The sequence below is a fragment of the Paenibacillus riograndensis SBR5 genome, assembly GCF_000981585.1.
Classification (GTDB): Bacteria; Bacillota; Bacilli; order Paenibacillales; family Paenibacillaceae; genus Paenibacillus_AQ; species Paenibacillus_AQ riograndensis.
This window is the reverse complement of sequence record NZ_LN831776.1, coordinates 5,917,435-5,943,791: the sequence shown is the minus strand read 5'-3', so window position 1 is coordinate 5,943,791 and position 26,357 is coordinate 5,917,435. Positions and strand designations below refer to the sequence as shown.

The window sequence follows — 26,357 nt, the reverse complement described above, 5'->3', positions numbered from 1 at the left end:
TTAAAAAGCCAAGGAATAAAATGCCGGACCGGGGAGATAATGTACAGTAATGTTTCTCCTTGGGAGGTAAATCATCATGACCCGAAATAAAGTCGAGATTTGCGGTGTGGACACCGCCAAGCTGCCCGTTCTGACGAACGTGGAGATGCGGGAGCTGTTCACTTCGCTGCAGCAGCAGGGCGAGCGATCCGCCAGAGAGAAATTGGTAAACGGTAACCTTAGACTCGTTCTTAGCGTTATTCAAAGATTCAATAACCGGGGAGAGTTCGTTGACGACCTGTTCCAGGTAGGCTGCATCGGGTTGATGAAAGCCATCGATAACTTTGACTTATCGCAAAATGTGAAGTTCTCCACCTATGCGGTGCCGATGATCATCGGTGAAATCCGCCGCTACTTACGTGACAACAACCCGATCCGGGTCTCCCGGTCCCTGCGGGACATTGCATACAAAGCGCTGCAGGTGCGGGACAGTCTGACGAATCAGAATTCACGGGAACCGACGATTTTTGAAATTTCCGAGGCGCTTGGCGTTCCCAAAGAAGATGTGGTATTTGCTCTCGATGCGATTCAGGACCCGGTCTCTTTGTTCGAACCCATCTATCACGACGGCGGAGATCCGATTTATGTGATGGATCAGATCAGCGATGACAAAAACAAGGATGTGTCGTGGATCGAGGAAATTGCGCTCCGCGAGGCGATGCAGCGGCTGGGGCAGCGGGAAAAAAGGATTCTGTCGATGCGTTTTTTTGAAGGCAAAACCCAAATGGAGGTCGCTGATGAGATTGGCATCTCTCAGGCTCAGGTATCCCGTCTCGAGAAGTCGGCTATTCAGCAGATGCAGAAGCATGTTAAGTCTTAAACACACATAGCAGAGTTGGACAAGGGTGTTCCGGGTGCGGTGAATAATCGCTATCCGGGCACCCTTTTGATTGGACAGGTACCTGAATTTAGGCATGTGGCCAAGCCTGCATAACATATATTGGACTATATGTCTGAATGTACAGGGGTGGCGAGGTGAACGACGATTCTATAGGTAGCGGTAAAAAAATGAAAATCTCTGATTTTCAGACGAAGGATGTGATCAATATTATCGACGGGAAGCGGCTGGGGCAGATCAGTGATCTGGAACTGGATCTCCGCCGCGGTGTGATCGATGCAATCATTATTCCGGGGTATACGCGATTTATGGGCCTCTTTGGTGGAGGCACGGATCTGATTATTCCCTGGCGGAATATCGTGAAGATCGGCGCCGATGTTGTACTCGTCAAGATGGAGGAAATCCGGATGCCGCAAAATCAGGAAGAGCGGGAACCGATGTATCTGGAGCGGGGAGACCGCAGTGACCGGCGCACTTATTGACAAGGTGCGTCTTTTTTTAAATATAAAAATTGATATGGTTCACGAAATAAATCTGTGAAGGCATCTTGTGGTACACTTAGGGCGAGGTGAAAATATGGAACCGTTTATGCAAAAGAACGGCGCGCCTATGCTGCTTCATTTGGAGCCTTGGCGTGCGGAGCATGCCGAAATTACTGCAGGATTCACAGGCAGACAGGGTGGTATAGGCAAAGCGCCTTATGACAGCTTTAATTGTGCTTTTCATGTTGGAGATGAACCGACGGATGTGCTCGGGAATCGTACTTTGCTTGCAGAGAGCCTCGGTTTTACATTGCAGGACTGGACCTGCGGAGAGCAAACCCACGGTAATGATATAGCTGTGGTCAAAGCGGATGACCGTGGACGGGGCAGTTTGGACAGAGCATCGGCGTTTCAAGGAACGGATGGTTTGCTCACGAATGTACCGGGTGTGCTGTTGACCTCTTTTTATGCCGATTGTGTGCCGCTCTACTTCTATGATCCCCTGAAGAAAGTGGTTGGACTCGCACATGCGGGCTGGAAAGGAACCGTGGCAGAGATTGCCGCTGCTATGGTAGCCCGTATGGAGACGGGGTATGGCAGCCGCCCGCAGGATATTCTTGCCGGGATCGGACCTTCAATCGGGGACTGCTGTTATGAAGTGGACGACTATGTCATGGATCATATCCGCCAGCTTGAGGATGGTCTGAAGGCGGCAGCGGGCTCCGGCCCCTCGCAGGACTTATACCGGACATCGGAAGCGGATGACCGTAAAAGCATGCTGAACTTGAAAGAAATGAATCGACGCATTATGATTAAAGCAGGAATATTGCCGACTCATATCGAATGTACATCTTGGTGTACAAGCTGTAATCAGGATTTATTCTTTTCGTACCGGAAGGAAAACGGAGTTACAGGAAGAATGACGAGCTGGATCGGAATAAAGGAGAGCTGAACGTTGACACTGCAGGAAAGAATAGCCGGCGTAGAGGAACGTGTAGCACGTGCCTGTGCAGCAAGCGGCCGGGATGTGGCGGACGTCAAGGTTATCGCTGTGACGAAATATGTATCATTGGAAACGGTATCCGCAGTGCTGGAGGCAGGCCTTGAGGATATTGCAGAAAGCCGCTGGCAGGATGCTGAGCCCAAATGGAATGCCCTGGGACATAAAGGAACCTGGCATTTCATCGGACATTTGCAAACCAATAAGGTCAAGGATGTTATTGGCAAATTTCAATATATACACTCGCTTGACCGTTTGTCGCTGGCGCGGGAATTGCACAAAAAGGCCGATGCTGCTGGAATTACCGTGAACGTCTTCCTCCAGGTGAATATCTCGGGAGAAGATACGAAATTCGGTCTGGCCCCCGGGGACGTGCCTGGGTTTCTGCATGAAATCGCCAGTCTGCACCGCATTAAGGTCATCGGACTGATGACTATGGCGCCTTATGAAGCGGAGCCGGAGCAGACCCGTCCGGTTTTCCGCGGGTTAAGGGAGCTTCGCGATAAGCTTAATCTGCTGGCCTTGACACCTGAGCCTATACAAGAGCTGTCGATGGGAATGTCGAATGATTTTGAAGTGGCGATAGAGGAAGGAGCCACCTGGGTACGCCTGGGTACGGTATTAGTAGGCCATGAGGAGGGAGCTTGATGGGCGTGATGAACCGGTTTATGAGTTTTTTGGGCTTGCAGGAGGAAGAGGAAATTGTAGAGCGGGAGCAAATTTCCCGCGATGAGGAAGAATATGAGCCTGCCCCTGTAGAAACCCGCAAAAATCAGCGGGCGAACGTCGTCAGTATCCATTCGCAAAAAAATGTAAAAGTCGTGCTGTATGAGCCCCGTTCTTATGAAGAGGCACAGGAAATCGCCGACCATCTCAGAGCCCACCGCACCGTAGTAATCAATCTGCAGCGGGTCCGAAATGACCAGGCGATGCGGATCATTGATTTTCTCAGCGGAACCGTTTATGCCCTGGGTGGAGGGATTTCCAAAATTGGGGGCAATATATTTATGTGCACACCGGATACCGTTGAAATCCAAGGCTCCATTTCGGAGATTCTGGGTGATGATCAAGACTACAACAGAATGAGGTGAACGGGCTTTGTCCCAAATCAATCTAATTATTGAAATTCTATACAATATCTACTTCGTGATGATCATCTTCTACGTCCTAATGTCCTGGCTCCCGAATGTACGGGACAGCTTCATCGGAGAATTGCTTGGCAAGCTGGTGGAACCGTACCTCACCCCCTTCCGGCGGATTATTCCGGCGTTGTTCGGAACGATAGACATCTCCCCGATTATTGCCCTGTTTGTACTGGAATTTGCCAAAAACGGATTGCAGTATATTGTGGCGTATGTATTTTAGGCTGCTGCGATGAAGAATGAAATTTACGGACATTTCCACCCCGACGAACGGCAATTTGTGGACAAGGCCTTGGAGTGGGTCACCGGTGCAGGAGAGTATCATGAATCCAAGCTGACCGAATTTTTGGACCCCCGCCAAGGTTTTATTCTGCAGACGCTGGTTAACCGCCACCCGGATGTTTCTGTAAGGTGGGATGGCGGATCGGCGGAAGCAGAACGGAAGCGGGCATTGGTGGCTCCCGATTACCTGGACCTTGAGGCCGAAGATATGGAACTGAAGGTCCTCGCCATTTCCTCTGGTGAACAAAAGTTTCTGGCCTTGGAACATGGCGATTATATGGGCGCAATCCTGGGGTTGGGAATTAAGAGGGGGAAAATCGGCGATATCCATGTGCTCGAGGATGGCTGTCATGTAGTTGTGGCGGCGGACATCGCCGATTATTTGGCGATGAACCTGACTGGTGTGCACCGGATGAATGTCAGTACAGAGGTATTGCCAGTATCCGGTCTGCGCAGCAGCCAGGTGAAGCTGGAGACCATAGACCTGACGGTTGCTTCGCTGCGGCTTGACGGCATTGCGGCGGATGTGACCCGGCTTAGCCGGAGTAAAATTCTTGCGCCCATCAAGGCCGGCAGGGTCCGCGTCAACTGGAAGGTTGAGGAAGACCCTTCCTGCGGACTTAAGGACGGGGATATGGTCTCCATTCAGGGTTTTGGCCGGTTCAAGATTCTGGAGATCGGGTCTCTGACCAAAAAAGGCCGCTATCGGGTGCAGGTCGGCAAATTTGTCTGAAATCCATGCAGGAATCCAGTGCTGTCTGTCGAAATTGAATATCTCTATAGGGAGCCAAACATTTTGAAAGCTGAACGCCGATACTTGTAGAAGAGGCGGCCCCAGCGGCAGCCGGGTGAAATTCCGTGATTCGCGTATATATGAACTATAAGGGCAGATAATATTTTGCAAGTGGCTGGTCTTATAGTTCCGCTAAAACGGATACTGTTCTCTTAAGGAGGGCACAGCTGCTTCTACTTAAATATAGTCTTTCTATTTTGTCTGCGGACAGATAAGGGTTCAGGGGCACAAGAGGTCCGAAATTTCTAGGAGGTGCACAGCATGCCATTAACACCACTCGATATACATAACAAGGAATTCTCCAGGAGAATCCGCGGTTATGATGAGGATGAGGTCAACGAATTTCTGGATCAGGTCATCAAGGATTATGAGAGCGTCATCCGTGAAAATAAGGAGCTGCACAACCAGCTTTTGTCCCTTCAGGAGCGGCTCGATCATTTTGTGAACATCGAAGAGAGCCTGTCCAAAACGATTCTCGTTGCTCAGGAAGCAGCCGATGACGTGAAGAACAACTCCAAAAAAGAGTCCCAGCTGATCATCAAGGAAGCGGAGAAAAACGCCGACCGGATCATTAACGAAGCATTATCTAAATCCCGCAAGGTTGCAATCGAGACGGAAGAGCTGCGCAAGCAGGCTTCTATCTACCGCACCCGTTTCCGGACGCTGCTGGAAGCGCAGCTGGAGTTGCTGTCCACCGACGACTGGAACGCCTTGGAGAGCCGCGAGGTAAGCGAGAACGCGCTCTGAGCGGCAGACAGCCTTTCGGGCCGTTCAATGTACACCGCAGTCCTCCCTGCTGCGGAGGGGGGCTTCCGTCTTCGAGATTGACATTTCTGCTTAAAACGTCTATAACTAGAACATATCTGTAATCTGTTCATATCTATTCGATGACGGGACAAGTACGATAAGGTAACGTTCTCCAGAGAGTCGGTGATTGCTGCGAGCCGATTGTTCACGCCTTGCTCGGAAGATCTTCCCCTAGAAGCTAAGCTGAAGCGTTCCATACGTGTGTAGGCCTAAGCCGTCTGCCGGACGTTATCCCGGACCCGCGCGGCCAGCATGCTGCGCGGAACTGAGATTGTACTAATTACACATCCCTTGCGGATGTGCATGAGGTACAGAATTAGGGTGGTATCGCGAGCGTCGTCTCGCCCCTTGGGGCGGGGCGGCGCCTTTTTTACGTTGAGCATCCCCCTAAATCCCCCTTACTAAGGGGGACCCCAAGGGCTGGCCGCCCTCTGGACACCCGCAACAAGGGATTGTTCGTGGAAAGAGGGGCGTCTGCGGAAGGGAAAGGATTTGTTCGGCGGGGGAGCGGCCCTTCTTAGGCTCCCCTGGCGGGGACGCCTGCGGGGCCTTCCATGCGGAAGAGCGAAAAGCAAAAGCGAGAGGCTCCCCGCCCCGCGCTGCCCTACGGGTTCGCAGGCGGGTCGCCCGGGCCAAGGCAGCGGCGGCTCCGCCCCGCCGCGGGAGGCTCCCCGCCCCGCGCTGCCCTTCGGGTTCGCGGGCGGGTCGCCCGGGCAAGGCAACGGCGGCTCCGCCCCGCCGCAAGAGGCCCCCCGCCCAGCGCTGCCCTTCGGGTTCGCGGGCGGGTCGCCCGGAGCAAGGCAGCGGCGGCTCCGCCCCGCCGCAAGAGGCCCCCCGCCCCGCGCTGCCCTTCGGGATCGCGGGCGGGGTCGCCAAGGGCAAAGCCAGGCCGTGGCGGGAGCTGGCCTGAGGTAAAGCGTGCCGCTTGCGGCGATAAGCGGGCACTACGACAACAGTAGATCAAAACCCGCCTCTCCCCGGAAGTTAGACAATGTTCCGGGTGTCCAGAGGGCGGAGCCCTTGGGGCCCTCCCTTGGCTAAGGGAGGGTTTGGGAGGGATCGAAGAGGTTTTAAGACAAAACCATGGAAGGATTGACCATCAATGCAAAAAGTAGATGTCAAAGAAAAAGCGCGGGCCAGAGACGTCCGCATTTTGAAGAAATGGAGCGACGAAAATACGTTCCGCAGATCCATGGAGAACCGTGAAGGCCGTCCGAACTATGTGTTCTATGAAGGACCGCCGACGGCCAATGGCGTACCGCATATCGGGCACGTGCTCGGGCGGGTCATCAAGGACTTTATCGGCCGCTACCAGACGATGAAAGGCTACCGGGTAGTACGTAAGGCAGGCTGGGATACTCACGGGCTGCCGGTAGAACTCGGCGTACAGAAAAAGCTGGGAATCTCCGGCAAGCAAGAGATCGAAGAATATGGTGTGGAGAAGTTCATCAAGGAGTGTAAAGAAAGTGTCTTCGGGTACGAGAAGCAGTGGCGGGAGTTCACGGAAGCCATCGGGTACTGGACCGATCTGGACCATCCATATGTTACCTTGGACAATACGTACATCGAGAGCGTATGGAACATCCTTGCTACGGTCCATGAGAAAGGGCTGCTGTACCGCGGACACCGGGTAAGCCCGTATTGCCCAAGCTGCCAGACGACGCTAAGCTCGCATGAAGTGGCGCAGGGCTACAAGACGGTCAAAGACCTTAGTGCAACAGCCAAGTTTAAGCTGAACGGCAGCGGCGACTATGTGCTCGCCTGGACGACCACGCCTTGGACACTGCCGGCGCATATGGCCCTGGCGATGAACCCGGACATGGAGTATGTCCGCGCCCGGCAGGAAGACGGCGTGTATGTGCTTGCAAAGAATCTTGCGGAAGAGGTATTGAAGGGTGAATATACGATCCTGTCCACGCACAAGGGCACGGATTTTATCGGCCAGAGCTATACACCGCCATTCGGATATATCCAGGCCGAAAAACATAATGTTATCGTTGGAGCTTCCTTCGTTACGGATTCCAGCGGTACAGGGATCGTGCACATGGCTCCGGCCCATGGTGAAGATGACTATAAAAGCTGCCGTGAGAATGGCATCAGCTTTGTCAACGTAGTGGACACTTCCGGTAAGTATACGGATGTGGTTTCTGATTTTGCCGGACGGTTCGTGAAGGATTGCGATCTGGATATTGTCAAGGTGCTATCCGAGAAAGGCCTGCTGTACAGCAAAGAGAAATACGAGCACAGCTATCCGTTCTGCTGGCGCTGCGATACCCCGCTACTCTACTATGCAACAGACAGCTGGTTTATCCAGACAACGGCAATTAAGGACCAGCTTATTGCGAACAACAACAGTGTGGATTGGTACCCGGATCACGTGCGCGAAGGCCGCTTCGGCAAATTCCTGGAGGAACTGGTGGACTGGAACATCAGCCGCAACCGCTATTGGGGGACTCCGCTGAATATCTGGATCTGCCAGGATACGGGCAAGGAATTTGCCCCGCACAGCATTGCTGAACTGAGATCGATGGCGATCGGAGAGGTGCCGGAGGATATCGAGCTCCACAAGCCTTATGTAGACAACATCAAGCTGCGCAGTCCATTCAGCGAGGGCGGAGTAATGGTGCGGACCTCAGAGGTTATCGACGTCTGGTTTGACAGCGGCTCGATGCCGTTCGCCCAAAGCCACTATCCTTTTGAAAATCAAGACAAGTTCGAGGACCAATATCCGGCAGACATGATCTGCGAAGGGATTGACCAGACACGCGGCTGGTTCTACAGCTTGCTTGCGGTATCGACGCTGTTCAAAGGCAAAGCTCCGTATAAGGCGGTTATTGCCCACGGCCACATTTTTGATGAGAACGGCCAAAAAATGTCCAAATCCAAAGGCAATGTCATTGACCCTTGGGAAATCATGAACGAATACGGCACGGATGCGTTCCGCTGGGCGATCCTGTCCGACAGTGCGCCATGGAACAACAAACGTTTCTCGCGCGGCCTGGTTGGTGAGACCAAATCCAAAATTGTGGATACGCTGGTCAACACCCATGCGTTCCTGACGCTGTATGCCGGTATCGACGGCTATGATCCTGCTGATCATCCGTTCAAAGTATCGGGGCATAAGCTGGACCGCTGGATTCTGTCCCGTCTGAACAGTCTGATCCTGCTGGTGGATAAGGGCCTGGCGGTTAATGATTTCGTCAATACGTCCAAGGCCGTTGAGAACTTTGTGGATGAGCTGAGCAACTGGTATATCCGCCGTTCCCGTGACCGGTTCTGGGGCAGCGGGCTGGGCGAGGAGAAGCTTGATGCATACCGCACATTGACGCATGTTCTGCTGACTACGGCTACGCTGATGGCGCCCTTTACACCGATGCTGTCCGAGGATATCTTTATGAATCTGGGCGGCGGTGAAAGTGTGCATTTGGCAGATTATCCTGTGGCCGATGAGAGTCTGATCGATCTGGAGCTGGAGCAGGATATGGAGAGTGCGAGACAGATTGTTGAGCTGGCCCGCAACGTCCGCAATGAGACCGGCATCAAGAACCGCCAGCCGTTGTCCGAGCTGATTGTATCGATTGACCGCAGCTTCCATTTGGCGGATTACGAAGAGATCATCAAGGATGAAATCAATGTCAAAGAGATTGTGGTGGAGCACAGCGACAGCGGATTTGTAGATTTTACATTGAAGCTCAATCTGAAGGTGGCCGGTAAAAAATACGGTAAAAACGTCGGCTTCCTCCAGGGCTTCCTGAAAGCTTTGGACAGTGAGGCTACCCGCAAAGCCGTACAGGAAGGCGTCATTGCGATTGTATCTCCGGAAGGGGAGGAGCTGCAGATTACCGCTGAGGAGCTGCTTGTAGAGAAGCAGGCCAAACCGGGTTTTGCTTCGGCATCCGGGTACGGACTTACAGTAGCGCTGAATACGGAGATCACACCGGAGCTGGAGCAGGAAGGCTGGGTACGCGAGATCGTGCGCGCGGTCCAGGATTACCGCAAACGCCTGGATCTGCCGATTGAGAAACGGATCGCGCTGACGCTTAAGGTGGACGGCGAGCTGAAAGCGGCAGTGACGGCATTTGAACATGTGCTCCGCGAGAATGTGCTGGTAACTACAGTTGATTTCGATGGAGAGCATGCGTTTGAGACCGTAGAAGCCGGAGGCAAATCGATCGGAATTCATATCGGAGCCTAAAGGTGTGCATTACCTGTCCCTAAATGGCATATACTAGCGGCAAAGGATAAGATTCTAGGGGTTAGCGGCAAAATGACGAGCCCGGTGCTTAAAGAGAGTCCTCTCTCTTTTGACCGGGCTCGTTTACTTTGTGGACCTTAAGTGACGCTAGGGAGGAGTCAACGCCATGGAGGGACGGCAAGAGGACAAGCACCGCTTCGGGAAAACAGGAAGAATCTCGATCAGAACATCCGGGGCGGGCAGCAGCACGCAGCAGGGCATAAGCAGTCAGGCGGACAGCAATACTCCAGAAAAGCATACACCGCGTCAGTTTGAGCGGGCGGCAATGAAGCAGGGGCGTTCTGTGCACGTGAATGCACATGGTCCGGACCAGCCTCCTGCAGATTTCCGCGGCATTAGCGGTGATCCTGGCGAAATTCCGCCGGAAGAAAAGCTGAATGCGGTCTACCGGCTGACAACCGGGCTGGTCCAGCAGATGGAGAAAGCGCGGATCGCCGAATATACGCAGCTCCTGAACTCACCCTGGCGTCTGGTTTGGCTGAATGTCCTGTCGGGAACGGCGCGGGGATTGGGGATTGCGCTGGGCTTTACTTTTTTTGCCGCAACGATCATTTATGTGCTTCAGGTTCTTGGGGCGCTCAATCTGCCGATCATCGGCGATTACATTGCAGACATTGTGCGGATTGTACAACATCAACTGGAGCTGAAGACTTTTTAAAAAAACCCGCAAAAGTTTGCCTTTGCATGGAAGCTAATTCACATACTTTGCGGGGCCCCTAATATATGTAAAAAAGAGCAGCCCCAGGCTACTCCCTTTCTTTTTTACTCAGCGGATCGAGAAGATAGCTGCCTTCCCCGCTGTCCATATAGTGGCGGTAGCTTGATCCCTTGATGACCATCATATGGTTCCCGGCGATGTCGGTAGCGATAAAGTTCTCCCAAGGCTCCACGAAGCCCTCGGTTTCGTCAGCTTCAATCTCCATATCATTATAAGAAGAAATGTCATTGCCCTCGGCCATAGCAGGTGAATTGGAGCTGCCCCAGCTCTCCACAATCTGCCAGGCGTCTTCACCGTCGAACCGGTTCTGTTCCCCGCGTTCATCCAGACTGGTGCGGCCAAAAGGCGGGGACAGAAATTCCTCTTCTGCAGGCCTTGTGAAAGGCGAGCTTTGGCGAGGGTTATGCTCTTTGCAGAAGCGGGTTAGCGGTACGGCATTCAAGCGTTCCAGGGGGATGGATTCGCCGCAGACTGCGCAGACCCCATAGGTTCCTTCATCCATGGCAGCTAAGGCTGCAGCGATGTTGTCCAGCTCATGCTCGTCACGCTCCAACAATGAAATATCCATGGACCGGTGATACAGCTCCGTGGCGGCATCGCCGGGGTGGTTGTCAATCTCCGTCAGATCTCCAGTCATGTCACGCATGGAGTCCTGCAGCCCGTAGTGGGCGCTGTTTTTCAATCTATGTTCAATATCTTCCCGCTGCTGAATGATCGCAGCCCGCAGCTTGGCGAGCTGCTCTGCCGGCAGATGGCTCATAGGGATCGCTCCTTTCGTATACATTCTCAGCATCGTTCGTTTGCGGTATGTTCCGGATGCTTATTGGATAGGTTGACCGGAGAACTGGTTTTTTAGCATGGCAAATACTCCCCGGTCTGGGGCGCGCGGCCCTGTCCTTGCAATAGACGGCTTCTTGAGGCCTGTGCTACAATATACAAGTCTTTATACAGTATTCGTACCGCCTGCAGCGGGAAAAATAAGAACGGAGTGACAACTTCTGTGGTGTACTATCTGATTGCGCTTATCGTATTTTTGGTAGACCAGGGTACCAAGTATTTGATTGCTACCCGGCTGGAGCTCGGCGAGCAGATTCCGGTTATCAAGGATTTTTTCATTATCACCTCCCACCGCAATCAAGGAGCTGCCTTTGGCATTCTTCAGGGACAGCAGTGGTTTTTTGTCGTGGTCACCGTTATTGTTGTGTCCGGAATTGTCTGGTATTTGAACAAGGCAAAAGCAACCCGCAAGCTGCTGCCCACTGCACTGGCGCTGGTACTCGGCGGAGCTGTAGGCAATTTTCTGGACCGGCTTTTGAACGGAGAGGTTGTTGACTTCCTGATGTTCAATTTCGGCAGCTACACCTTTCCGATCTTTAATGTGGCGGATTCCTGCATCGTGATCGGGGTGGGGCTGATTATTCTGGATACGCTGCTTGATATGAAGAGCGGAGAAGAAATCAACGAGGTTAAGGAAACCAAGGAAGTCAGGGAAGGGAATGAATGAGTTGAACAAGGACGTCAATCAGCAGGTGCCTTCCGGCGCCTTCGAAGAGGAAAGGGACGTCACGGAATGGACTGTTGCCGGAGAGAATGCCCGGGAGCGGATCGATAAATACATTACAGAGTCTTGGGAAGATGACATTTCACGCTCCCAGGTACAGCTGTGGATCAGCGGAGGACATGTAACCGTAAACGGCGCTCCGGTAAAAGCCAACTATAAGCTGGCCGAAGGCGATGTGGTTGCAGTTGCTGTGCCGGAAGCTGAAGCAACAGACCTGATTGCGGAGGATATTCCGCTTGAAGTGGTCTATGAAGACAGCGATGTTATTGTTGTAAATAAACCGCGCGGGATGGTGGTTCATCCGGCAGTCGGCCATCCGTCCGGCACACTGGTCAATGCGCTGATGTATCATTGCAAGGACCTGTCCGGCATTAACGGCGAGATTCGTCCGGGGATTGTGCACCGTATTGATAAAGACACCTCCGGACTGATTATGGCCGCCAAAAATGATGCCAGCCATGCTTCGCTCGCAGCCCAGCTCAAGGAGCATAGCGTAACCCGCCGCTACATCGCTGTAGTGCACGGTAACCTGTCCCATGACCAAGGTACGGTAGATGCGCCTATTGGCCGTGATCCGCATGACCGCAAGCTCTATACCGTAACAGAGAAGAACAGCAAACGGTCTGTGACCCATTTTACCGTGCTGGAGCGATTTGGGGATTGTACCCTGCTGGAGCTGCAGCTGGAGACCGGACGCACGCACCAGATTCGTGTGCATATGAAGTTTATCGGTCATCCGCTGGTCGGAGATCCCATCTACGGACGCAGCAAAGGGACGACTATGAACGGACAGGCCCTGCATGCCGCTGTTCTGGGGTTTGTGCATCCCTCCACCGGTGAATATATGGAGTACAGCGCGCCGATTCCGGCCGATATGGAAGAAGTGCTGTTTGCTCTGCGGAGCAGATAAGTACAAATCAAGTGATTATAAATCCATGGTTTTGAAGGCAGCTTTGCGGCATATTTAGAACATATACAAATTGAAAAAAAATCATAAGTTCAGTTTATGTAGGAACAAAAAAAGCAGGAGATGAGGCAAAGATTATGAGTATTGAACAATATCAGGAGACCTTCATTCAGACTAATTTTGCGGACCGCATCGGCGGTGCGAATTATGGCAAAGATACAGCCATCTACAAATTTGAGAAAATCAAACGCGCCAAAGCGTCGGCGAAACAGGATTTTCCGAATATTGAGCTGATTGATATGGGCGTGGGCGAGCCTGATGAAATGGCGGACGAAGGGATCGTCGCCAAGCTCGCGGTAGAAGCCGCCAAAGAAGAAAACCGCGGATATTCCGATAACGGAATCCCGGAGTTCAAAGCCGCTGCCGCCGCTTACCTGAAGGAAGTTTTCAGAGTGGACGGCATTGACCCTGTAACTGAGGTCGTGCACTCCATTGGTTCGAAGCCTGCGCTGGCGATGCTGCCATCCTGCTTCATTAACCCGGGAGACATTACCATTATGACAGTTCCGGGTTATCCCGTGCTGGGCACACACACGAAATATCTGGGTGGACAAGTGTTCACTGTGGAGCTGAAGAAAGAAAACAACTTCCTGCCTGACCTCAACTCCATTCCGGAAGATGTGGCCCGCAAAGCAAAGTTGCTTTACCTGAACTATCCAAACAATCCGACGGGTGCAAGCGCAACTCCTGAATTTTTCAGTGAAGTGGTAGCCTGGGCGAAAAAATATGATGTAGTCGTCATTCACGATGCGCCATACGCTGCCTTGACTTATGACGGTATGAAGCCGCTCAGCTTCCTGTCCGTACCGGGTGCGAAGGATGTCGGTGTAGAGCTGCATTCCTTGTCCAAGTCCTACAACATGACCGGCTGGAGAATCGGGTTCGTAGCCGGCAACCCGCTGGTAGTCAAGGCGTTCAGCGATGTGAAGGACAACAATGATTCCGGTCAATTCATCGCTATTCAGAAGGCAGCGGCTTATGGCCTGGAGCATCCTGAAATTACCGAAGCGATTGCCGCCAAGTATTCCCGCCGCCACAACATGCTGGTGGATGCGCTGAACAGTCTGGGCTTCTCGGCTGAGAAACCTAAAGGCTCATTTTTCCTTTATGTGGCTGCTCCAAAAGGCATTAAGGGTGGACGCCGTTTTGAATCCGGCGAAGACTTCTCGCAGTTCCTGATCCGCGAGAAGCTGATCTCCACCGTGCCTTGGGATGATGCCGGCCCGTTCGTCCGTTTCTCTGTAACCTTCATCGCCAAGGGCGAGGAAGAAGAGAAACGCGTCATCTCGGAAATTCAGAGACGCCTTAGCGACGTTGAATTTGAATTTTAATTAAGTTTAGTAATGTAGTTTTTAAGGCTGCTGCGGAGAAATCTGCGGCGGCTTTTTCTTCATGATAAGAATTTATATACTGAGCGGACTGAGGAGCCCTTATTTTGCCAAAAACCTTGTTTTTTCAGCGGTTACGGACTCAGGAGCCGTTATATCGTCCGATAGAGCCTGGAATAAAAGGCAAAGAGACAAATAAAGGCATCCCTGTCCGTTGTCTTGCGGAATAGCTGAATCTTCCTTCAATAACGGCTTTCCTGTCCGCAACGGCTGCGGATCAATCGTGAAGGAAGCTCATCGTGTCCACAGAATGCCCCACACGATAACATACGGTCCCCAATGCATGTCTTAGCGGACTTCTGGGCGAGCGTTGTGCACTCAGTCACCCTTCCTTCTTTCAGCCGTTAATTACCCTCCAGCTTCGTGATAAAGAAGCTGGATTTTTTGCTTTAAGCTATTGAACTAAAAGCCTGATTTTATGGTGCGAAGTAACGGAGGGGAAGTTTGGAACTGGAGGAGCGGTAGCGTCCGCCTTTGTCTCCGGATGTTGTCCGCTACCAGCGACTATATTCAGAACATCTGGAGACAACAGCGGCCGGAAGTCCAAACATTCCCCGGAGTTACACCTTTCACCATAACAACAGTTTTTTTGTTCACTCCCCTATTTGACACCCGCCGCAACATCTGTCATAATTCTCGTAGTTGAATATGCGCCTTTAATTCAGTCCCGTGAGGCTGGCAAGGTAACGTGAATCGAGGTTCGCGTCATGAAGAGAGGAATCCGTATGCCTACGGAGGGTTCTTTTATGCGCGCGGACACGCCATCTTTTTGAATCTGCGGATTTCACTCCTTGCCTGCTTCGGGCAAGGAGTTTTTTGTTATCCGGGGAACTTGAACAGGCGATCAAGCAGGAGGATGGCAGGGATGATGGTTACTGAAAAAAATGTGATTATGGACGAAACGGCAATCCGCCGCGCGCTGTCGCGCATTGCCCATGAGATTTTGGAGAAGAACAAGGGTATTGAGAATTGCCTGCTGGTGGGCATCCGCACACGGGGAGTGTATCTGGCGCAGCGGATTGCCGAACGCATCAAGGAGATTGAAGGCGTCGATATCCCATACGGCGAGCTGGACATCACGCACTACCGCGATGACCGTGAGGGGGGCGGCGATAACCGCGAAGCCATGGACCGTACGGTGGTGAACAGCAATCTTACTTTGCCCGCCGGTTCCTCAGGTATTAAGGACAAGAAAGTGATTTTGTTCGATGATGTCCTATACACCGGCCGCACGATCCGCGCTGCCATGGACGCCTTGATGGATTGCGGACGGCCGCGGATGATCCAGTTGGCTGTGCTTGCAGACCGTGGTCACCGTGAGCTTCCGATCCGGCCGGACTACATCGGCAAGAACGTACCTACCTCCAGACATGAGCAGATCGAAGTGGCGCTGACCGAGTTCGACGGCAAGGATGAGGTTTACATTATTTCCAACCGGGAGGAACGATGACAATGATGACAGCAACCAAGGTGAAGGAACGCAGTCTTCTGGGGATTAAGGAATTGGACCGGACGGAAATCCTCCAGCTTTTGAACAGAACGGCCTACTGGGACAATCAAGCCGAGAAGCTGACACCGGTGCTGAGATCACATTTTGTAGCGAACATGTTTTTTGAGAACAGCACGCGGACCCGGTTTTCCTTCGAAATGGCTGAGAAACGCCTGGGTGTTCAGGTCCTGAACTTTACGGCTGCGGCTTCCAGTGTAGAAAAAGGCGAATCGATCTACGACACCGTGCGTACGCTGGAATCGATGGGGATCGACGCTGGAGTTGTGCGTTTGAAGCCTGCCGGGGTGCTGCAGCAGCTGGCGGAGAAGGTATCCATCCCGCTGATCAATGCAGGGGACGGCAATAACGAGCATCCGACTCAGGCGCTGCTGGATCTATACACCATGAGCAAAAATTTTGGCGAACTGAAGGGCCTCAAAGTGTCAATTATCGGGGATATTATGCATAGCCGGGTGGCCCGCTCGAACCTCTGGGGACTGACGAAAATGGGCGCCAAGGTTCAGTTCTGCGCTCCCGATAATATGAAAGCTCCCGAGCTGGCCGAGTTCGCGCCTTATGTAACCATGGAGGAAGCGCTGAAAGCAGATGTGGTCATGATGCTGCGTGTGCAGCTGGAGCGCCATGCAACGGGTATCCTCCAATCCGCAGACGAGTACCGGAAGCAGTTCGGACTTACGGAAGAACGTGCCGCGAAACTGGACAAGAATACAATTATCATGCACCCGGCACCGGTGAACCGGAATGTTGAGATTGATGATGCTGTGGTGGAAAGCGACAAATCACGGATTTTCCCTCAGATGGCTAACGGCGTGCCTGTGCGCATGGCCGTAATTGAAAGAGCGATACACTAAAAAACCTGACACAATCTATTTAATAATTATACACAAAGATGAATTTTTATTATATAATAACTACAGAGCTCGCGGCCGAACGCCTGCGGGTAAAAGGAGAATCATAACCGTGATCATCAAGAACGCCAGTGTATTGAATGGGGAAGGCGTGCTAGAGCGCAAACATATCGTGGTGCAGGATGGAATTATCTCCGCAATCAAGGACGGCAGCGAGGCTGTGGATGAAGCCGGAGAGATTGTTGAAGCGGAAGGAAAGCTGCTGATTCCGGGGCTGATCGATATGCATGTGCATCTGCGCGAGCCAGGTTTTGAGCATAAGGAAACCATCGAAACTGGAGCACGTTCAGCAGCAAAAGGCGGATTCACTACAATCGCCTGCATGCCGAATACCCGCCCTGTAACGGACAGTCCGGAAATTGTACAGTTCGTGAAGGATAAAGCCGCTGAAGCCGGACTGGTGAAGGTGCTGCCCTATGCAGCCATTACGAAGAATGAGCTGGGACGCGAGCTGACTGATTTTGCCGCCTTGAAAGAGGCTGGAGCGATTGGCTTCACGGATGACGGTGTGGGTGTACAGAGCGCCCAGATGATGAAGGATGCGATGAAGATCGCGGCAGGGCTGGATATGCCGGTGATTGCCCACTGTGAAGACAACTCGCTGGTGGAAGGCTGCGCGGTAGCCGAAGGTACTTTTGCCGCCAAGCATGGATTGAGGGGGATTCCGAATGAATCAGAGGCCATTCATGTCGGACGTGATATTCTGCTCGCTGAGGCAACCGGGGTACACTATCATGTCTGCCATGTCAGCACAGAACAATCTGTTCGGCTGATCCGCCAGGCGAAGGAGATCGGCATCAAGGTGACCGCGGAGGTATGCCCGCATCATCTGCTGCTCTCGGAAGAAGACATTCCGGGGCTGGACGCCAATTGGAAAATGAACCCGCCGCTGCGCTCGCGCCGCGATGTGGAGGCCTGCATCGCCGGGCTCCTGGACGGTACAATCGATATCATCGTTACCGATCATGCACCGCACAGCGAAGAAGAAAAAGCCAAAGGCATGCAGCTTGCGCCATTCGGCATCGTGGGCTTTGAGACAGCGTTCCCGCTGCTGTATACCGCTTTTGTGGCAACCGGCAAATGGGACCTGTCGCTGCTGGTACAGCGCATGACGGCTGATCCGGCCCGGGTATTCCGGCTGAATACAGGCAGCCTCACGGTTGGGCTGCCTGCGGACCTGACACTGATTGATCTTACGGAAGAAAAGGAAGTTGATCCCGCTTCGTTTGCCAGCAAAGGACGCAATACACCTTTTGGCGGATGGAAGCTTAAAGGCTGGCCGGTCAAAACATGGGTAAACGGCACAGCTGTATGGACTGAAGAATAACGGACGGACGGGTAGGACGAAGCTGCCGGCTGTATGGGGCAGGTTGACATACGGCGGCGTTTTCGTGCGCCTGCTCCGGTTAATTGAGGCCAGACATAAGAACCAGACTACAGAAACCAGAAGGAGTGGAAGGAAATGCAGGCGAGATTGCTGCTTCAGGACGGAACGCTGTTCACTGGCACCGCATTTGGTGCGGAAGGCGAGAAGACGGGCGAGGTTGTTTTTAACACAGGGATTACGGGTTATCAGGAGGTGCTGTCGGACCCTTCCTACTGCGGCCAGATCGTGACCATGACTTACCCCCTGATCGGAAACTACGGCATCACCCGCGATGATTTCGAATCTGTGCGCCCATTCGTGCACGGCTTTGTCGTGCGCCGCCATGAGGCGGTGCCGAGCAACTGGCGCGCTGAATACAGCGTAGACGATTTGCTGAAGGAATATGGCATTCCCGGAATCAGCGAAATTGATACCCGGATGCTCACCCGCATTATCCGCCATTACGGCACCATGAAGGCGATCCTTACCACCTCCAATAAGCGTGTGGAAGAGCTCATGGAAATGATGGGGGATACGACCATTGAAGAGCTGCGCAACCAGGTGGCCCGCACCTCTACTACGGCAGCCTATAACAGCCCTGGCAACAAGGAGCGGATCGTGCTTGTCGATTACGGCGCCAAAACCGGCATCCTGCGTGAACTGAATAACCGCGGCTGCGATGTGGTTGTTGTGCCGCATGACGTGACCGCAGATGAGATCCGCCGCCTTAATCCCGACGGCATTCAGCTCTCCAACGGCCCCGGGGACCCGAAGGATGTGCCTTACGCCGTAAAGACGATCTCCGAGCTGCTCGGCGAATATCCGATCTTCGGCATCTGCCTGGGGCATCAATTGTTCGCACTGGCTTGCGGTGCGGATACGGAGAAGCTTAAATTCGGCCACCGCGGCGGCAACCATCCGGTAAAAGAACTCGAAAGCGGGCGCTGCTTCATCACCTCCCAGAACCATGGCTACACGGTTAACGAGGAGTCTGTGCGGAAGACCGACCTGGAAGTGACACATATCAACAACAATGATAAGACCGTTGAAGGACTGAAGCATACCCGTTACCCCGCATTTTCGGTGCAATACCATCCGGAAGCGGCGCCGGGACCGCATGACAGCAGCTATTTGTTCGACCGTTTCCTGCAAATGATTGCCGATCACAAGGCCAAGACACCGGCAGGCTCGCGCCAGGCGCAGCTTGCGGCCAACGCCAGAATCACGGAACTAACTATTACACCGCAGCTCGAAGCCGTGAAAGGAGCGCTATAACATGCCAAAGAACGAAAAGCTTAAGAAAATCCTCGTCATCGGCTCCGGCCCGATCGTCATCGGCCAGGCTGCCGAGTTCGACTATGCCGGAACCCAGGCCTGCCAGGCGCTGAAAGAAGAAGGCGTGGAGGTTGTGCTGATCAACAGCAACCCGGCTACCATCATGACCGATACCAATATGGCCGACAAGGTATACATCGAGCCGATCACCCTTGAATTTGTGACCGGGATTATCCGCCAAGAGCGTCCCGATGGACTGCTGCCAACTCTGGGCGGACAGACCGGACTGAACATGGCTGTGGAGCTGGCCCGCGCAGGCGTGCTGGAGCAGGAGAACGTGAAGCTGCTGGGTACACAGCTGGGATCCATCGAGAAGGCGGAGGACCGCGATTTGTTCCGCGAGCTGATGCGCGAGCTGGAGCAGCCGGTGCCGGAGAGCACGATCATCACCAGTGTGGAGGAAGCCATGGGCTTCGCAGCCGGGATCGGCTACCCGCTGATCGTCCGCCCTGCGTACACGCTGGGTGGGACGGGCGGCGGGATTTGCGACAACGAGGAAGAGCTGCGCGAAACCGTCAAAGCAGGTATCCGGTACAGTCCGATCGGCCAATGTCTGGTGGAGAAGAGCATCGCCGGCATGAAGGAAGTCGAATATGAGGTGATGCGCGACGCGAACGACAACTGTATCGTGGTCTGCAACATGGAGAACTTTGACCCGGTTGGCGTACACACAGGCGACAGTATTGTCGTAGCGCCAAGCCAGACCTTGTCTGACCGTGAGTACCAGATGCTGCGCAGCGCCTCCTTGAAGATCATCCGTGCACTGAACATCGAAGGCGGCTGCAATGTGCAGTTCGCGCTCGACCCGCAGAGCTATCAGTATTATGTGATTGAAGTGAACCCGCGTGTCAGCCGTTCCTCGGCGCTGGCGTCGAAGGCGACCGGTTATCCGATTGCCAAGATGGCGGCCAAAATCGCCCTGGGCTACACGCTGGATGAAATCGTCAATCCGGTTACCGGCCAGACGTATGCCTGCTTCGAGCCGACACTGGACTATATCGTCAGCAAAATTCCGCGCTGGCCGTTTGACAAGTTCATCTATGCGAACCGCAAGCTGGGCACGCAGATGAAAGCAACCGGTGAGGTCATGGCGATTGGCCGTACCTTCGAAGAGTCGATTCACAAGGCGATCCGTTCCCTGGAAATCGGCATTCACCGCTTCAAGCTTCCTGGCGCAGAGCAGCTGGAAGACAGTGTGCTGCGCACAAGACTTGCCAAGGCGGATGATGAGCGCCTGTTCCTGATTGCTGAAGCGTTCCGCCGTGGTTACGGCCTGCAGGAGATTCAGGATATTACCAGCGTGGACTGGTGGTTCCTCTCCAAGATCGAAGGCCTGGTGAACTTTGAAGAGGTGATCCGCAGCGAAGCGACACTGTCGCCGGAAACACTCTATCAGGCGAAGCGCAAGGGTTTCACTGACCGTGCGATTGCCGAGATCCGCGCTGAAGGCCGTCCTGGCCTTGAGCAGACGAAGGAATCCGAGGTGCGCGTGCTGCGTCTGCAGCAGGGGCTGGTCCCGGTATTCAAAATGGTGGATACCTGCGCCGCTGAATTCGAAGCCTCTACGCCATACTATTACTCGACCTATGAAACCGAGAACGAGGTTATTCATTCCGATAAGCAGAAAGTAATCGTGCTGGGCTCCGGTCCGATCCGCATCGGCCAGGGCATCGAATTCGACTATTCTACGGTTCATGCGGTTTGGGCGATTCAAAAAGCCGGCTATGAAGCTGTAATTATCAATAACAATCCGGAGACAGTTTCTACGGACTTCAATACCTCGGACCGGTTGTACTTTGAACCGCTGTTCTTTGAGGATGTCATGAATGTTATTGCCCAGGAAAATCCAATCGGGGTCATCGTCCAATTCGGCGGCCAGACGGCGATTAACCTGGCTGCACCGCTGGCTGCGGCCGGCGTGAATATTCTGGGCACCAGCCTGGACAGCATCGATGAAGCCGAGGACCGCAAGAAGTTCGAAGCCCTGCTGGCCCGTCTGGATATCGCCCAACCGAAGGGCAAAACGGTCATCAACATCGATGAAGCGGTAGAAACTGCTCAATCGCTCGGCTATCCGGTTCTGGTACGTCCTTCCTACGTGCTGGGCGGCCGTGCCATGGAGATCGTGTACAATGATACGGAGCTGCTGAGCTACATGGCTGAAGCAGTGAAGGTCAATCCGGAGCATCCGGTGCTGATCGACCGTTACATGCTGGGCAAAGAGGTTGAAGTCGATGCCATCTGCGACGGCGAGACGGTAGTCATCCCGGGTATCATGGAGCATGTTGAGCGCGCAGGGGTTCACTCCGGTGACTCCATCGCCGTATATCCTCCGCAGTATCTGGATGAAGGCCTGAAGCAGAAGATCGCTGACATCACGATCAAGATCGCCAAAGAACTGAAAACGGTCGGGCTGGTGAATATCCAGTTTGTCATTTATCAAAATGAAGTGTATGTCATCGAGGTCAACCCGCGCTCCTCGCGTACGGTTCCTTTCCTCAGCAAGGTGACCGGCATTCCTATGGCCCATCTGGCCACCAAAACCATTCTCGGCGGCAAGCTGAAAGAGGAAGGTTACACTGAAGGCCTGTGGCCGGAGAGCGACTATGTTTCGGTCAAAGTGCCGGTGTTCTCTTTTGCCAAGCTGCGCAGAGTAGAGCCTACACTCGGACCGGAAATGAAATCGACCGGCGAGGTTATGGGCCGCGATAAATTGTATGCCAAAGCCCTCTACAAAGGGCTGATCGGGGCAGGCATGAAAATTCCAACCACCGGAGCCATCATCGTAACGGTTGCGGACAAAGACAAGGCTGAAGCCGTAGAGCTGATGAAGGGCTTCCACGCCATGGGCTACAAAATCATTGCCACCGGCGGCACGGCGCTTGCGCTTGAACAAGCGGGCCTGAACGTGATGAACGTCAATAAGCTGGATGAGGGAGAGCCGACCATCCTCGATCTGATTCGCAGCGGTCAAGCCAACTTCGTCTTCAATACCCTGACCAAAGGCAAAACACCGGAGCGCGACGGCTTCCGCATCCGCCGTGAAGCGGTAGAGAACGGCGTCGTATGTATGACTTCGCTCGATACCGTAACTGCACTGCTGAGAATGCTTCAGACGATTAACTTCTCGTCGCAGTCGATGCCCGCTTTTGTCGGACAATAATTATGAAATGAACCAGGCTGCCTTATGGGGTGGCTACAGGGACGGTTTGCGTTAGCGCAGACCGTTCCGCTGTGCCCGGGGACAAAATCCCTGACAGAACATATCCTTATGCGAAAATAGAACATGCGGTGTACCGCATGGCAAGGAGCGTTGGATCGATGACAAAGGGAGAGGATCGGCAAATGGAGCAGACTGCCACGCAGCATGGGCATGAGACGGTTGCACAAGTTGAAAAGCGGGAGGAAATGGCCGGGCGGCTGATGGTTGCCCTCGATGTTCCGGATGTGGAACAGGCGAGCCTGCTAATCGATAAGCTGGAAGGCATTCCATGTTATATGAAGGTGGGCATGCAGCTGTTTTATGCTGCAGGCCCTGGCTTCATCAGAGAGCTGAAGGCGCGCGGCTACTCCGTCTTTCTGGATGTCAAAATGCATGATATCCCCAATACCGTGCGCGGCGGGGCAGAGAGCCTGACCCTGCTTGGCGTGGATATGTTCAACGTGCACGCAGCCGGGGGAACGGCGATGATGGCTGCTGCGCTCGAAGGTGCGGCCAAGGCCGTCAGCCTGCATCCGTCGCTGCATATTCCGCTCATTATCGCAGTCACACAGCTTACAAGCACCAGCCAGGAGATGATGAACCGTGAGATCGGCATATCCGGGACGGTAACGGATACCGTTGTGCGGTATGCCAAGCTAGCGGCTGAGGCGGGCCTGCACGGCGTTGTGGCCTCCCCGCAGGAAGCGGCAGTCATTGCTGCTGCCTGCGGCCCGGACTTCCGTACAGTGACGCCTGGGATACGTCCTGCCGGAGCTTCCCTTGATGACCAGTCCCGTGTCATGACACCTGGTCAAGCGATTCGCCAGGGCAGCCACTTCCTGGTCGTCGGACGACCGATTACGGCGGCGGCAGATCCGCGCCAGGCCGCACTTACCATTATTGAGGAGATGAGCCAAGCATGAGCCCGTTATTGAATAAAAGTGAACAGATTGCCCGTTACCTGCTGAAGATCGGTGCGGTAGCGCTGCGTCCGCAGGACCCTTTTACCTGGACCTCCGGCATTAAATCACCCATCTACTGTGATAACCGTCTGACACTGTCCTTCCCAGAAGTCCGGGGCTACATCGCCGACGCCTTCGTCGAGACAATCGCCAGCACCTACCCGGATGCTGAAGTTATTGCAGGCACAGCTACTGCGGGCATCCCGCATGCGGCCTGGGTAGCAGACAAGCTGAACCTGCCGATGGCTTACATCCGCGACAAGGCCAAAGGCCACGGCAAGCAGAACCAGATCGAGGGCCTGATCTCTCCGGGACAGAAGGTCATTATTATCGAGGACCTGATCTCCACCGGCGGCAGCTCTATCAAGGCCGCTCAGGCTGTACAGGAAGCGGGAGGCGTTCCGCTGGTCGTGCTGGCTATTTTCAGCTACGAGCTGGACCGCGCCACCGAAGCGTTCGCGGCAGCAGGTGTGCCGCTGCAGACCCTGTCCAACTACACCACTCTAATTGATGTAGCCCTGGGGCAGGGAACCATCGCCGACACGGATGTGGAGCTGCTGCAATCCTGGCGTAAAGATCCGGCATCGTTTGGAGTGCAGAAGTAAAAACCCAGGATACAGACATATAAGTATACGAATCCCTCACTTTAGCAGTGAGGGATTTTTAGTCTGAAGCAAACCCACACAGAATTTGGCAGCCCCTCTTGCCGGTTCGGCCTAAGGTTTTCGTCTGAAACGGGGTATAATAACTTCACAGCGGAAGGCCATCACTTGGTGAAAAGGAGAAGAGGGGACGATGAATTGGATCTACTTTGCGAAGCTGTTCAGGACAAGATTTCAAGCAGGCTGCCTGGCCAAAAGGCTGGAGCAGGACGGCTGGATTTACGGCTACCATGACCCGCGTTTTGTGGAAATATACCGTTCGCGCAAGGGCCGTTATGGGGTACGTTTCCTGCCCTGAACCCATTAACCAAAATCATCCTTGACTTTTGACCCGGATATGATGTATATTATCTATTGTCGCTGTTTGAATATGATTACTGACGCGGGGTGGAGCAGCCCGGTAGCTCGTCGGGCTCATAACCCGAAGGCCGCAGGTTCAAATCCTGCCCCCGCAACCAATTTTATTTTCTCAGACAGCCATTGTATATACGGAATCCTAGATCCGGGCCCTTAGCTCAGTTGGTTAGAGCGGTCGGCTCATAACCGATTGGTCACAGGTTCGAGTCCTGTAGGGCCCACTTCACTAAACCCCTTGCCTAGCAAGGGGTTTTTGCTATGTTTATGTCTATACAGGAGTTAGTATTTGTGAAGGAATAGACTTGATGAACGTTAATAATACCCCCGATCTTAGGGGATTTGTTACTCCATCAATGGTTATAAACTCACCTTTCGTAGTTGAAGAAAATGTTATATTAGGTTTATTGTTGAGAAGTATATGGAAAGTTAATTATTTGTTTTTTTTATTACAGGAGGTGCTTTTAAAATTAGAAAATTTGTGACCATCGCAGCATTGGTTATCATTTTGCTGGTTATTGGGATTTATGCAGCACTTCAGTTTAAATATAATTCACTTGAAAAAAGCCTAAAAGCATATTTAATTACTGTAGAGGGGTACTCTGAATCTGATATAGTGAGTATTAAAGCAAAGTTTGGTTCTATGCCGAAGTTTCCTGTGTATGTAATATTTGCTGATGACCCTAATACTAAATACATTTTTACAGACAGAGATGCGTCAGATTGGACACAGCTAGATCCTAAAGAACCGCAGCGATTAAAAAAGGATAATTAATGAACCTAAAATATTGTTTTTTAAGAGTTACCATGAACGAAATGTTTTAAAGAAATGGCAAAGCCCATCGTCTTATGATGTCCGAGCCGCTGTAAATGTCAGCTACCAGCGGGAATGTGGCGCCCATGCTGCTTCTTTTTCGGATATGACGCTTGGCGTTACTGTTCTTCGCGTATACCTACACTTCAATCCCTATATCCAGCAGCTGCAACTTTACAGGCATCACCTGCTTGAGATGATCCAGTTCAGCACGGAGGCTGTGATCAAGCTTTTCGGTTTCGAGGACTAATTCAGGCTGCCGGGATAAGGTATGCAAGAGTTCGAGAAGGATAGCAAGTCCTTTTTCACCGAAATTTCTAACCTGTCTCAGTTCTCCAATCGTGGCATTCTGCACTTTATCAATGGAAGAATAGCTGTTTTCGTTCAATGAGTTGAGGATTCTGGAGATGCTCTTTTCATAGGGGACGGGAGCGGCCAGGCGCAGAAAATAAATAGGGAAAGGGTAAAATACTTTGGCTACCGGAATATAAAGGTGCAGGGGGACATCGTGCGGAAGGGTTATTTTCAAAAGCTGTCATCTCCTAGTCTGGCTGTTTGCGGTATATATAATCACACCGAATGCATAATTATGTAAAAAGTATTTGGAGTTTGGCGATTATAGTATTATTTACACAGATTTAAGCTAACAAAAACATAATTATGTTATAAAATATGACAAACTATTGACGGAGGAAAAGATAATAGGCCCTGCCGGATTACGGCAGGGTCACTTTGTGGTTCGCCGGTCAGATTGTATGGCCTATAGTCAAGACATCAATCATCTTGCGGCTCCTGCAATAGAATGGAGAAGGTCTGGGTTTCATGGTCTACTTCAATGGCTTCGATGCCGACAAAATCCGGAATTTCGGGGTGTACTGCGTCCACGCTGTAATCCGGGTGGGTCAATAATAACTGGATAATTTGGATGGCTTCCATACTGCTCCCCCTTACGGGTAAATTTCGCCTTTTAGT

The 26,357-nt window shown here is 52.8% G+C and carries 25 protein-coding genes and 2 tRNA genes; 24 read left to right on the top strand and 3 right to left on the bottom strand.

Going from position 1 to position 26,357, the window contains the following annotated elements:
• Positions 1 to 76 precede the first annotated feature (76 nt).
• The 10 genes from sigG (at position 77) to PRIO_RS25170 (ending at position 10,296) form a co-directional block, all read left to right on the top strand.
• A complete protein-coding gene (gene sigG, locus PRIO_RS25220) occupies positions 77 to 859 on the top strand; it encodes an RNA polymerase sporulation sigma factor SigG (RefSeq protein ID WP_019909334.1) in 783 nt (260 codons plus the stop codon).
• Positions 860 to 996: 137 nt separating this feature from the next.
• Positions 997 to 1,359 carry a YlmC/YmxH family sporulation protein gene (locus PRIO_RS25215; protein ID WP_231869754.1) on the top strand — a complete coding sequence of 121 codons (363 nt, stop codon included), beginning with the start codon at positions 997 to 999 and terminating at the stop codon, positions 1,357 to 1,359.
• Between the two features lie 94 nt (positions 1,360 to 1,453).
• Entirely contained in the window at positions 1,454 to 2,311 is an 858-nt protein-coding gene (gene pgeF / locus PRIO_RS25210) for a peptidoglycan editing factor PgeF (RefSeq protein WP_020427827.1), read from the top strand.
• A gap of 3 nt (positions 2,312 to 2,314) precedes the next feature.
• On the top strand, positions 2,315 to 3,007 hold the full coding sequence (locus tag PRIO_RS25205; protein ID WP_020427826.1) for a YggS family pyridoxal phosphate-dependent enzyme: 693 nt from the start codon (positions 2,315 to 2,317) through the stop codon (positions 3,005 to 3,007).
• A complete protein-coding gene (locus PRIO_RS25200) occupies positions 3,007 to 3,450 on the top strand; it encodes a cell division protein SepF (protein WP_020427825.1) in 444 nt (147 codons plus the stop codon). Before PRIO_RS25205 ends, PRIO_RS25200 begins: the two co-directional genes overlap by 1 nt.
• Positions 3,451 to 3,457: 7 nt before the next feature.
• Positions 3,458 to 3,724, top strand: coding sequence for a YggT family protein (locus PRIO_RS25195; RefSeq protein ID WP_020427824.1), 267 nt, complete (start codon positions 3,458 to 3,460; stop codon positions 3,722 to 3,724).
• 9 nt (positions 3,725 to 3,733) lie between these two features.
• Complete coding sequence (locus PRIO_RS25190) at positions 3,734 to 4,516, top strand: YlmH family RNA-binding protein (RefSeq protein ID WP_020427823.1); 783 nt, start codon at positions 3,734 to 3,736, stop codon at positions 4,514 to 4,516.
• A 321-nt stretch (positions 4,517 to 4,837) separates the two neighbouring features.
• Positions 4,838 to 5,323: a DivIVA domain-containing protein gene (locus PRIO_RS25185; protein WP_025707246.1), complete on the top strand. Its 486-nt coding sequence runs from the start codon at positions 4,838 to 4,840 to the stop codon at positions 5,321 to 5,323.
• A gap of 1,162 nt (positions 5,324 to 6,485) precedes the next feature.
• Positions 6,486 to 9,578 (top strand): isoleucine--tRNA ligase, encoded by a 3,093-nt coding sequence (ileS, locus tag PRIO_RS25175; protein ID WP_020427820.1) that lies wholly within the window; start codon positions 6,486 to 6,488, stop codon positions 9,576 to 9,578.
• A gap of 325 nt (positions 9,579 to 9,903) precedes the next feature.
• A complete protein-coding gene (locus PRIO_RS25170) occupies positions 9,904 to 10,296 on the top strand; it encodes a DUF5665 domain-containing protein (protein WP_407944504.1) in 393 nt (130 codons plus the stop codon).
• A gap of 88 nt (positions 10,297 to 10,384) precedes the next feature.
• Here the strand turns inward: PRIO_RS25170 and PRIO_RS25165 are convergent, their stop codons facing one another.
• Positions 10,385 to 11,116, bottom strand: a complete 732-nt coding sequence (locus PRIO_RS25165) for a TraR/DksA C4-type zinc finger protein (protein ID WP_020427818.1) — start codon at positions 11,114 to 11,116, stop codon at positions 10,385 to 10,387.
• 240 nt (positions 11,117 to 11,356) lie between these two features.
• On the opposite strand from PRIO_RS25165, the gene lspA reads away from it, so the two are divergent.
• The 14 genes from lspA (at position 11,357) to PRIO_RS25100 (ending at position 25,346) form a co-directional block, all read left to right on the top strand.
• The gene (gene lspA, locus PRIO_RS25160; protein WP_020427817.1) at positions 11,357 to 11,860 is read left to right on the top strand and encodes a signal peptidase II; all 504 of its coding nucleotides are present in this window, start codon (positions 11,357 to 11,359) and stop codon (positions 11,858 to 11,860) included.
• A complete protein-coding gene (locus tag PRIO_RS25155; protein WP_020427816.1) occupies positions 11,853 to 12,827 on the top strand; it encodes an RluA family pseudouridine synthase in 975 nt (324 codons plus the stop codon). The genes lspA and PRIO_RS25155 overlap by 8 nt, the downstream gene beginning before the upstream one ends.
• A 134-nt stretch (positions 12,828 to 12,961) precedes the next feature.
• Positions 12,962 to 14,215: an LL-diaminopimelate aminotransferase gene (locus PRIO_RS25150; protein WP_020427815.1), complete on the top strand. Its 1,254-nt coding sequence runs from the start codon at positions 12,962 to 12,964 to the stop codon at positions 14,213 to 14,215.
• A 925-nt stretch (positions 14,216 to 15,140) separates the two neighbouring features.
• Positions 15,141 to 15,722 (top strand): bifunctional pyr operon transcriptional regulator/uracil phosphoribosyltransferase PyrR, encoded by a 582-nt coding sequence (pyrR, locus tag PRIO_RS25145; protein WP_039787487.1) that lies wholly within the window; start codon positions 15,141 to 15,143, stop codon positions 15,720 to 15,722.
• Between the two features lie 2 nt (positions 15,723 to 15,724).
• Positions 15,725 to 16,633, top strand: a complete 909-nt coding sequence (locus tag PRIO_RS25140) for an aspartate carbamoyltransferase catalytic subunit (protein WP_020427813.1) — start codon at positions 15,725 to 15,727, stop codon at positions 16,631 to 16,633.
• Positions 16,634 to 16,736: 103 nt separating this feature from the next.
• Positions 16,737 to 18,017: a dihydroorotase gene (locus PRIO_RS25135; RefSeq protein ID WP_046507419.1), complete on the top strand. Its 1,281-nt coding sequence runs from the start codon at positions 16,737 to 16,739 to the stop codon at positions 18,015 to 18,017.
• A gap of 135 nt (positions 18,018 to 18,152) precedes the next feature.
• Positions 18,153 to 19,331 (top strand): glutamine-hydrolyzing carbamoyl-phosphate synthase small subunit, encoded by a 1,179-nt coding sequence (gene carA, locus PRIO_RS25130; RefSeq protein WP_020427810.1) that lies wholly within the window; start codon positions 18,153 to 18,155, stop codon positions 19,329 to 19,331.
• A gap of 1 nt (position 19,332) precedes the next feature.
• Entirely contained in the window at positions 19,333 to 22,554 is a 3,222-nt protein-coding gene (gene carB / locus PRIO_RS25125; protein ID WP_020427809.1) for a carbamoyl-phosphate synthase large subunit, read from the top strand.
• A 182-nt stretch (positions 22,555 to 22,736) separates the two neighbouring features.
• Positions 22,737 to 23,516 (top strand): orotidine-5'-phosphate decarboxylase, encoded by a 780-nt coding sequence (gene pyrF / locus PRIO_RS25120; protein WP_046507416.1) that lies wholly within the window; start codon positions 22,737 to 22,739, stop codon positions 23,514 to 23,516.
• On the top strand, positions 23,513 to 24,160 hold the full coding sequence (gene pyrE, locus PRIO_RS25115; RefSeq protein WP_020427807.1) for an orotate phosphoribosyltransferase: 648 nt from the start codon (positions 23,513 to 23,515) through the stop codon (positions 24,158 to 24,160). The genes pyrF and pyrE overlap by 4 nt, the downstream gene beginning before the upstream one ends.
• A gap of 190 nt (positions 24,161 to 24,350) precedes the next feature.
• Complete coding sequence (locus PRIO_RS36255) at positions 24,351 to 24,515, top strand: hypothetical protein (protein WP_019909365.1); 165 nt, start codon at positions 24,351 to 24,353, stop codon at positions 24,513 to 24,515.
• 83 nt (positions 24,516 to 24,598) lie between these two features.
• Positions 24,599 to 24,675: transfer RNA gene (locus tag PRIO_RS25110), tRNA-Met, on the top strand.
• 46 nt (positions 24,676 to 24,721) lie between these two features.
• Positions 24,722 to 24,795: transfer RNA gene (locus PRIO_RS25105), tRNA-Ile, on the top strand.
• Positions 24,796 to 25,052: 257 nt separating this feature from the next.
• Positions 25,053 to 25,346: a DUF3139 domain-containing protein gene (locus PRIO_RS25100; protein ID WP_046505230.1), complete on the top strand. Its 294-nt coding sequence runs from the start codon at positions 25,053 to 25,055 to the stop codon at positions 25,344 to 25,346.
• Positions 25,347 to 25,524: 178 nt separating this feature from the next.
• On the opposite strand, the gene PRIO_RS25095 is transcribed toward PRIO_RS25100, so the two are convergent.
• Together PRIO_RS25095 and PRIO_RS36250 are read right to left on the bottom strand one after the other, a co-directional pair.
• On the bottom strand, positions 25,525 to 25,914 hold the full coding sequence (locus PRIO_RS25095) for a hypothetical protein (protein WP_020427806.1): 390 nt from the start codon (positions 25,912 to 25,914) through the stop codon (positions 25,525 to 25,527).
• 245 nt (positions 25,915 to 26,159) lie between these two features.
• A complete protein-coding gene (locus PRIO_RS36250) occupies positions 26,160 to 26,321 on the bottom strand; it encodes a hypothetical protein (protein WP_020427805.1) in 162 nt (53 codons plus the stop codon).
• Positions 26,322 to 26,357: the final 36 nt, after the last annotated feature.